Genomic DNA, 8,139 nt, shown 5'->3' with positions numbered 1-8,139 from the left:
ATGACAAACAAGAAACTAGCATGGTTTGTGGCAATCTGTATCATTATTGTTGTTGGCATTACTGTTGCAGTTTTAAGTTCAGTAAAAAGTAATGCTTTTTCTTTCTTAAATCAGTTCAGTAGCTTTACGGTGACAATTGATAACCAATCAGATTTTAATCTTTCATCCGTAGAAACGGGAGTACTGGTATCTGGAGCTCAAGGAGGAACAGTTGAAAGTGGATCTAAAGATACGTTGGGTACAGAAATAAAAAGTGGGGAAGTAGTCAAAATTCACCCTAGTCTAAGTTTGTCCGGAGAAGGTGGGATTTATTTGAAATTCACTGATTCAAGAGGTGAGACTACAAATAAGATGATTTGTTCATATACGGAATCATTGTCAGGTTACTCTAACGTCATTGTTTCAAATAACAATGTTAGCGTCAAAGAGAAATGTAATTAATTAGATGAAAGTAAAACCGCCTACACATTTAAGGGTAGGCGGTTTTACTTTCTGAAAATTTAGGGTTGGAATTATCTCCAATAACTATATGCAGTACTTCTGACCGAAGAGTTAACTTCACTTGTATAACCTATCAAATTTTTATTTGTGACAAAAGCAGCGTAGAACGCATCAGCTACAGTAGAATGTGAGGAATTTACAGCATACTTTCTACCTTGGGAGTTATTGTATATATCCATCACACTATCATTTTTGAATTCAGAATTGAAAGCGCTGAGACTCCCTTGAGTTTGTGATCTTAAAACAAAAGCTCGTGTTGCACCCCAAGCTACTTTTGAAGGGAAGTCTAAATTGAGAGCGTTAGCATCGTCAGCCGCTGCTAATGCGAGTTCATGGAAATCACCAAAAACCCTGGCATCATTTGCATTAATATCTCTTGTATTTAGCCAGTTCCATGCGAAATGTCTAAATGCATCGGCCGGATTATCCCATGTTTGTGAATAGCCATTGAGATTTGCATATCTAACACCAATGTCTCTAGCTGTATTAGAATTTATCAATGAAATGGCGATTTCGCCGGCTGAAAGCGTTGGAAATCCGGCATATATACTGGCTTCAATTGCTTTTGAAAGCTCTGATTCAAAATACATAGGTGATATTTCTGATTCATTATTACCATTTATCGAGCTGTCTATAGCGTTATAATAAGCTGTTGCTGCTGTTGTGATTTCAACTAACTTTTCTTGCTCTGACAAAGATAACTCATCATACAATCTTCCTTCAATAGATGCATAGAATGCAGGAGCTTCATCAAGAATTGGATCTTTTTCAATACTCAGTTGTGCCGATTGGCTTTGGAGACTGCTTTGAAGTCTGCTTTGAGTACTGATTTCCGCTGCTTGATGAATTTTATGTAAGACATCAGCATTAGAACTTGATTCAGTGCTAGTTTCTTCTGCAAAGGATACAGATGGTATGAGTAACATTATCGACATAGCAGAGACCGTGACGATTTTTAATATCTTCTTGGTATTCATTATTTAGATATCCTCCTAAGAAAGCTTGATTTTTATTACAAATAGCTCTTAATGATTTTTTTAACCTCCTTTAAAGTAATTATATACCATATAAAGTTAAGAATCTACATAAAATACAATATAATGAAAATTAAATCCATAAAAGTGGAGTTACGTGTTTTTTGAGATTGTCTCAGAACGATTTACTAGACCTTTTAGTACCCAATCTAGTATATTGTGCGCTGAGTGTTGTGATCCGTCGCATGATTGAAATACCTAGCATCTATTTATTATGGGGAAAGTCGAGTAGTTGAATAAGTCCCGTTAATAGTCTTTCATTTAGAGGGACAGAAGCATTACCACAAACATGAGAAAATTTATAAAAAACCTCCCTTCCCACTGGACTGACCCCATAACGTGAGACAAATCAAAAGACCTTCAAGAGAATGAAACCTTGTCGTAAGATAGGAAGATCATCTTGGAGGTGTTTTTGTAATGGCAACCAGAGTGGGTTATCTGTGGAGTTAAAGATGAAAGCCATAGAAATGAGATTGGTGGAGGTACCCGTAAAAGAGGTTATGGATCAGCTCGGAATACGCAATAAGACACAATTAAAAACGTGGATGAGATGGCATTGAAAAGGAGAATTGCATCGCTAGAGCAACCAGTTGATATGCAATTTAGCTACGGAAGAGGTCCAGAACACACGACAGAACTCGAAAAAGTAAAAGCAGAAAACCGATTCTTGAAACAACTGGACTAGTGAAAAGTACAAGGAACTGGAAAAGAGGTGGAAGAAGAAGTCGTTATCGCTTGGGCCGAGTCTATTCGAAAAGAAGTGACCATATCTGAGGCTTGTCCATGGCTTGGAATTGATCGAGAAACCTACTACCGCTGGAAGGCAGCCTGGGAGAGCAAGCGTCCCGATCCAATGGTGGAGAAAGTAGTTCAGCTTTGTACTCAGCACAAGTTCCGGTACGGATATAGAAAAATCACTGCCTTGCTCCGGATTGAAGTTCCTGTAAATCATAAACGGATACAGTGAATTATGCAGCACGAGGACTTACAGTGCCGAGTGCGGACGAAAAAACGAAAGAACACAGGGCAACCTGCAAAACCTGGTAACTGACATTACGTATTTGCCGTTCGGTAATGAGATGTTATACCTTTCAAGCATATTGGATCTGTACAACGGAGAGATTGTCGCTTACAGTATAGCGGACAAGCAAGAGACCTCCTTGGTTTTGGATACGCTGGAACAACTTCCTGAGCGGACAAATGTGCTACTCCACAGCGACGAAGGCAGCGTGTATACTTCTCAAGTTTACCAGACTGTAGTAAAGAGAAAAGACATTACCATGAGCATGTCCCGTAAAGGAGCGCCCGCTGATAATGCTCCCATTGAGTCTTTTCATTCTACACTAAAGTCTGAAACGTTCTACCTCGAACATCTTAGGTACACAACGATAGTCATCGTTGAACAGACCGTTCGAGACTACATCAACTACTACAACTCAATTCGTATTCAAGCGAAACTAAATAAATAGTCTCCGATACATTTTCGAAGACTGGCTGCTTAAACTTGGTAAGGTGTTTTGATCCCTGTCTCACAAAAAGGGGAGGGGGCAGTCCCCCGCATGACATCTGGGCTTGGGAGGTTTTGATTATAGTGCTAATTCAACGTTTATCGTACAAACCATCCAGTGGGCTGTGGGGCTACGTCTGCGGTATCTCGTAAATCATGGACTTTGACATTACTGCCATAGATCATGGAATCACTGCTCAGTCGGAACGAAGGGAAACTGTGCTCGGATTGCAGACGTAGAGAGGGTTCAAAGTAAATCTGCTGCTGTTTGTTGATTACAAAGGGAAGCGACCCCGCCTCTACGGTAACATCATCGCTATCCGGTTCGTTTAAGATCAGAAGTACCGCAATTCCGTCACAACCGCATCCATCGGTATCATAAAACAATTTGAAATAGCCTGGTCGATCTCCCAGCTTTTCAGTAAGTCTTGCTTCTGCCAGCGGACTGACTTGAATGATCATGACATCGTTCACACTCCTCTAATCTCCAATGAATTCGCTTACAATTTAATATATGGACCATAAACGCAGATTAGAAGGTGAAATAAAGAAAAGCAAACATGTCCTGTAAAAATATTGACGCTAATGCGTAATGCAACGAACCATTCACGTATGAATGTTATACCCGGAATTTCTATGGGTTCAGTGTGAAATCATTCGCCCATCAATGAAACCCATTTCATCGGCATTCCTTATCTGGTATGATAAGCAGGGAAAATAGGGAAAATTAGAGAAAAAGGAAGGTTCCGCTATGACACCGATCACCATATACGACATCGCCAAAGAAGCAAATGTATCTGTAGCGACGGTCTCCCGGGTACTGAATGATACGGCACCTGTGCGTGCAAGCACCCGAGAGAAGATAATGTCCATCATTGAAAAACACCAGTTTCAGCCCAATGCGCAGGCGCGCAGTCTGATCAAGAAAGAGACCGGCACCATCGCCATCATCCTGCCGGACATTACGAATCCCTTTTTCCCGGAAGTGTTCTGGGGTGCGGAGAATGAGGCTCGCGGATTGGGGTATACCTTCTTTCTGTGCAATACCGCAGGCGACTACAACAGGGAATCTGAATATTTGTCCATCCTGCGAGAGAAGCGGGTAGACGGGATTATTTTTCTCGGCGGGCGAATCAACATGCAGGTCTGTCCGGATGACATGGCCCAGGAATTGATTGATATGGGCAAACGTATGCCTATCGTGCTGGTCAATGGCAATATTGCCAAAGGCGGGTTCCACCGGGTGTACACGGATGAAGGCGCAGGCGCAGCCCTTGCAGCTGAGCATTTGCTTGAACTGGGGCATCGCGATATCGCATTTGTCGGCGGGCTGAAAGAATTATCCACCACCATGGTCAAGGTCAGAGCTGTGCAGAAGAAACTTCGGGAGCATGGGCTCGAAATACCGAAAGAACGGCAACTGCTCGGGAGCTTCTCCATCGACGACGGCAAACGCGAGATGTCCAAACTGCTGGATCGTGACAATCCGCCAACCGCAGTCATCTGCGTTAATGACAATACGGCGATTGGTGCCATCAAGTCAACGATTGAGCATGGGCTTTCGATTCCAAAAGATATATCCATTGTGGGTTTTGATGACACGCCGCTCGCCAGTGCTGTTATACCGGAACTGACAACCGTATCCCAGAACACATATCAGCTTGGCAAACAGGCTGTGGATGTACTGCATGAGCTGATTAACCAAGGCAAACCGAAGAAGCAGATCATTCTGCAACCGGAGTTGATTGTGCGTCAAAGTACAGGACCTGCTTCAAGATAAAGGGGCCTGTACTTGAAAAAGAAAGCGTTGACATTTCCTCGAACGGTGAAATATAATGAGTGCGTGAATGAAACCCCTTTCATAAAGTGGAACGGGTTTTATGTTTCAGCTTAATGAAACCCATTTCATGAAACGGGTTTCAGTGTGGTCATCCATTCATTAGTTCAAGGGGGCGTAACGTATGAGAAGAAGTTTAAAGGTCATTTCGTTATTGATGCTGGTCATGGTAATGGGGCTGACAGCCTGCAGCAGCGGGAGTAAAAACGGTTCTTCCGGCGAGTCCGGAGGCAAGGTTGATTTGAGCATGACGATCTGGGGTTCAGAGGATGAGAAGAAAATTTATCAGGAACGACTCGACATTGTGAAACAGACGTATCCCGATATTAACGTGAAGCTGAACGTGGTTGCAGGAGATTATGACCAGAAGGTACAGACCATGATCGCCGGAGGAACGGCACCTGACATTATGATGATTGCCGAGAACTATCAGGCATACGCCTCCAAAAATCAGATTATACCGCTGGATGACATGATCAAGGCGAACAATGTGAATATGTCCGAGCGTTATTCCGATGATATTGCAAACCTGATGAAGTATGATGGCAAACAATTTGGTTTGCCGGATCGGGCCGGTGCGATGGTCCTGTTTTATAACAAAGATCTGTTCGACAAAGCCGGGGTGGAATACCCAACCAAAGATTGGACGCAGGACGATCTGATGGCAGCAGCTCAGAAGCTGACCGTGAAGGAGAATGGTAAAACGGTTCAATGGGGTTACTACCCGGGCAGCTGGTGGCCGCAATGGATGCAGCTCATCTACCAGAACGGTGGATCACTGTTTGATGAGAGTGGCAAACCAACCTTCAATACAGAGCCTGTGCGTAAAGCATTACAATTCATGAATGACCTGACCTTCACACACGGTGCGGGACCAACCCCAACCGAGATTGCCGACATGGGGAATATCGGAGCCGATCCGTTGTTCGCTCAAGGCAAGATCGCTATGGAAACGACCGGGTTCTGGAACATCGGTTCACTTGCCAAGGTGGAAGGCATTAATTGGGATATCTCTCCCGTATGGGGCGAAACGAACGCATTCTTTAACGGGTTAACGATTACCAACGCTTCCAAACACAAGGAAGAAGCTTTCAAAGTCATCGAAGCACTGACCACGCCGGAAGCACAGCTGCCAATGATCAAAGCCGGTCAGGATGCTCCTGCAACCAAAGCAGGTCTGTCCAGTGATGAATTCCTGAATGCTGAATACGGCGGCAAAAAAATCAACATGGCTGCGTTCAGTGAATCAACGATCTATGCAGAGCCGTTCAACCCGCAATGGAACGAAATGATGAAGCTCATTAACGATAAGCTGGGTGTGTACTTCAACAACAAAGCCTCGCTTGATGATACCGTAACCGAAATTCAGAGTGGACTGGAAAGACTCTACAAATAGAGGGTTTTTCTGAACATGCACAAATAGCAGCGACAGCAGGACAGGTGGAATCGGCGTGAATGCGGGTTCCATCTGCTCTCTGCGTCATGGGAGGGCTTAACGTGAGAAAAAAGGACGGGAAATGGTTCTACATCTTCATCTCGCCTTGGCTGATCGGGTTTCTGGGGCTGACCCTGGGTCCGATCCTGTTTTCCATCTATATGAGTTTCACGAATTGGGATTTGTTCCAGTCCCCTGAATTCATCGGTATCGACAATTACAAAACGTTACTGACTGATGATCCGATCTTCTGGAAATCCGTCGGCAATACATTCTTCTATGCGCTGATATCCATTCCGCTAGGCATGTCGATCTCGCTCTGGATTGCATATTACCTGAACAAGAAAATTAAAGGGATTACCTTCTTCCGTATTCTGTTCTATCTGCCTTCCGTTGTTCCGGTGGTTGCAAGTTCATTGCTCTTCATCCACTTGCTTGCGCCAACGGAAGGTTTGATCAACCAGGCACTTGCGATCTTCGGTATTCAGGGTCCTTCCTGGCTTCTTGATCCGAACTGGGTTAAACCTGCATTGATTCTCATGTCCTTATGGGGTGTAGGAGGCGGCGTGGTATTGCTGCTTGCAGGGATGAAAGGCATTCCGCAGGAACTGTACGAGGCCGCAGCCATCGATGGTGCGAAAAGTACACAATCGTTCTTCCATATTACATTCCCGATGCTGACTCCCGTTATTTTCTTCAATCTCGTGACCGGCATGATCGGGGCGCTCCAGACCTTCGCGCAGGTCTTCATCGTCACAGCCGGGGGACCTGATAATTCAAGTCAGATGGTCGTTCCTTACCTGTTCCAGAATGCATTCCAGTTCTACAAAATGGGATATGCATCGGCTATTGCCTGGGTACTATTCATCATCATCATGGCGTTGACACTGGTTGTATTCCGTTCATCGGCGCTATGGGTGCACTACGAGGAGGGAAAAGCCAATGAGTAATCCATCGACTGTGGAGAAGACGATATCCTATATTTTTCTGATTCTGGTCGGGGTGCTGCTTGCTTCACCTTTCCTGTACATGATCTCCATTGCACTGGCAAGTGACGCAACAACCGTCAAATCAGCCTTTACCTTCGTACCGATGGAATTCCAATGGTCGAACTTTTATACCATTTTCACGAATAACAATCTTGGCACGTATCTCAAAAACTCGGTCATCATTACCGTCTTTACGATTATCGGATCGGTATTATCAGCTTCGATCGTATCCTACGGCTTTGCCCGAATCAAGGCAAAAGGCAGTCGTTTCCTGTTTATTGTGTTGCTCAGTACGATGATGATTCCGGGTGAGGTGACGATGGTACCGCAGTTCATCATCTTCCGTCATCTGGACTGGATTAATACATTTTACCCGCTGATCGTACCAAGCTTCTTCGCTGGAGCGTTCAACGTATTCCTGATTCGGCAGTTTGTCATGAGTATTCCAAAATCACTGGATGAAGCCGCCATGATCGATGGTATGGGTCACCCGGGAATCTACTGGAAGATCATTATGCCACTGACTTATCCGATTCTGGCCGCCATTGCGATCTTCTCATTCTCCTATAACTGGGGTAACTTCATGGGGCCGCTCATCTATATCAATGATCCGGAGAAAATGCCGCTGGCACTTGGGGTGCAGCTGTTGACTACGGTAGGTGGTGGGCAGATGCCACCATGGAACCTTGTGATGATCGCTTCCCTGTTCCTCACTATTCCGATGGTACTGGTATATCTGTTCGGACAACGTTATGTCTACGAAGCCAACATTAGCGGTGGAAGCAGCGGAATCAAGTAACCAAAGTGTCTGTAATGTGTGTATGTACTGAACCTGA

General features: G+C 44.5%; 7 protein-coding genes and 1 pseudogene. 6 read left to right on the top strand and 2 right to left on the bottom strand.

The genetic code is table 11. The annotated features are described in order from the left end of the window. A complete protein-coding gene (locus ABTV53_RS20915; RefSeq protein WP_433746022.1) occupies positions 1–441 on the top strand; it encodes a hypothetical protein in 441 nt (146 codons plus the stop codon). A 71-nt stretch (positions 442–512) separates the two neighbouring features. Here the strand turns inward: ABTV53_RS20915 and ABTV53_RS20910 are convergent, their stop codons facing one another. Continuing rightward, positions 513–1,478, bottom strand: a complete 966-nt coding sequence (locus tag ABTV53_RS20910; protein ID WP_315937359.1) for a DUF6973 domain-containing protein — start codon at positions 1,476–1,478, stop codon at positions 513–515. 474 nt (positions 1,479–1,952) lie between these two features. On the opposite strand from ABTV53_RS20910, the pseudogene ABTV53_RS20905 reads away from it, so the two are divergent. Beyond that, positions 1,953–3,004: pseudogene (locus tag ABTV53_RS20905) on the top strand (IS3 family transposase). Between the two features lie 137 nt (positions 3,005–3,141). Here ABTV53_RS20905 and ABTV53_RS20900 read toward each other — a convergent pair. Further along, positions 3,142–3,504: an iron-sulfur cluster biosynthesis family protein gene (locus ABTV53_RS20900; protein WP_017687018.1), complete on the bottom strand. Its 363-nt coding sequence runs from the start codon at positions 3,502–3,504 to the stop codon at positions 3,142–3,144. A 289-nt stretch (positions 3,505–3,793) separates the two neighbouring features. Here ABTV53_RS20900 and ABTV53_RS20895 point away from each other — a divergent pair, with 289 nt between their 5' ends. The 4 genes from ABTV53_RS20895 (at position 3,794) to ABTV53_RS20880 (ending at position 8,102) form a co-directional block, all read left to right on the top strand. Continuing rightward, positions 3,794–4,822, top strand: coding sequence for a LacI family DNA-binding transcriptional regulator (locus ABTV53_RS20895; protein ID WP_421892439.1), 1,029 nt, complete (start codon positions 3,794–3,796; stop codon positions 4,820–4,822). 181 nt (positions 4,823–5,003) lie between these two features. Beyond that, positions 5,004–6,275 carry an ABC transporter substrate-binding protein gene (locus ABTV53_RS20890; RefSeq protein WP_433746017.1) on the top strand — a complete coding sequence of 424 codons (1,272 nt, stop codon included), beginning with the start codon at positions 5,004–5,006 and terminating at the stop codon, positions 6,273–6,275. A 101-nt stretch (positions 6,276–6,376) separates the two neighbouring features. Further along, positions 6,377–7,264 carry a carbohydrate ABC transporter permease gene (locus ABTV53_RS20885; RefSeq protein WP_421892446.1) on the top strand — a complete coding sequence of 296 codons (888 nt, stop codon included), beginning with the start codon at positions 6,377–6,379 and terminating at the stop codon, positions 7,262–7,264. Then, a complete protein-coding gene (locus tag ABTV53_RS20880) occupies positions 7,257–8,102 on the top strand; it encodes a carbohydrate ABC transporter permease (RefSeq protein WP_062835736.1) in 846 nt (281 codons plus the stop codon). Before ABTV53_RS20885 ends, ABTV53_RS20880 begins: the two co-directional genes overlap by 8 nt. Positions 8,103–8,139: the final 37 nt, after the last annotated feature.

The sequence above is a fragment of the Paenibacillus amylolyticus genome (genome assembly GCF_050990605.1).
Taxonomy (GTDB): Bacteria; Bacillota; Bacilli; order Paenibacillales; family Paenibacillaceae; genus Paenibacillus; species Paenibacillus amylolyticus_H.
This window is presented reverse-complemented; position numbering and strand designations above follow the sequence as displayed.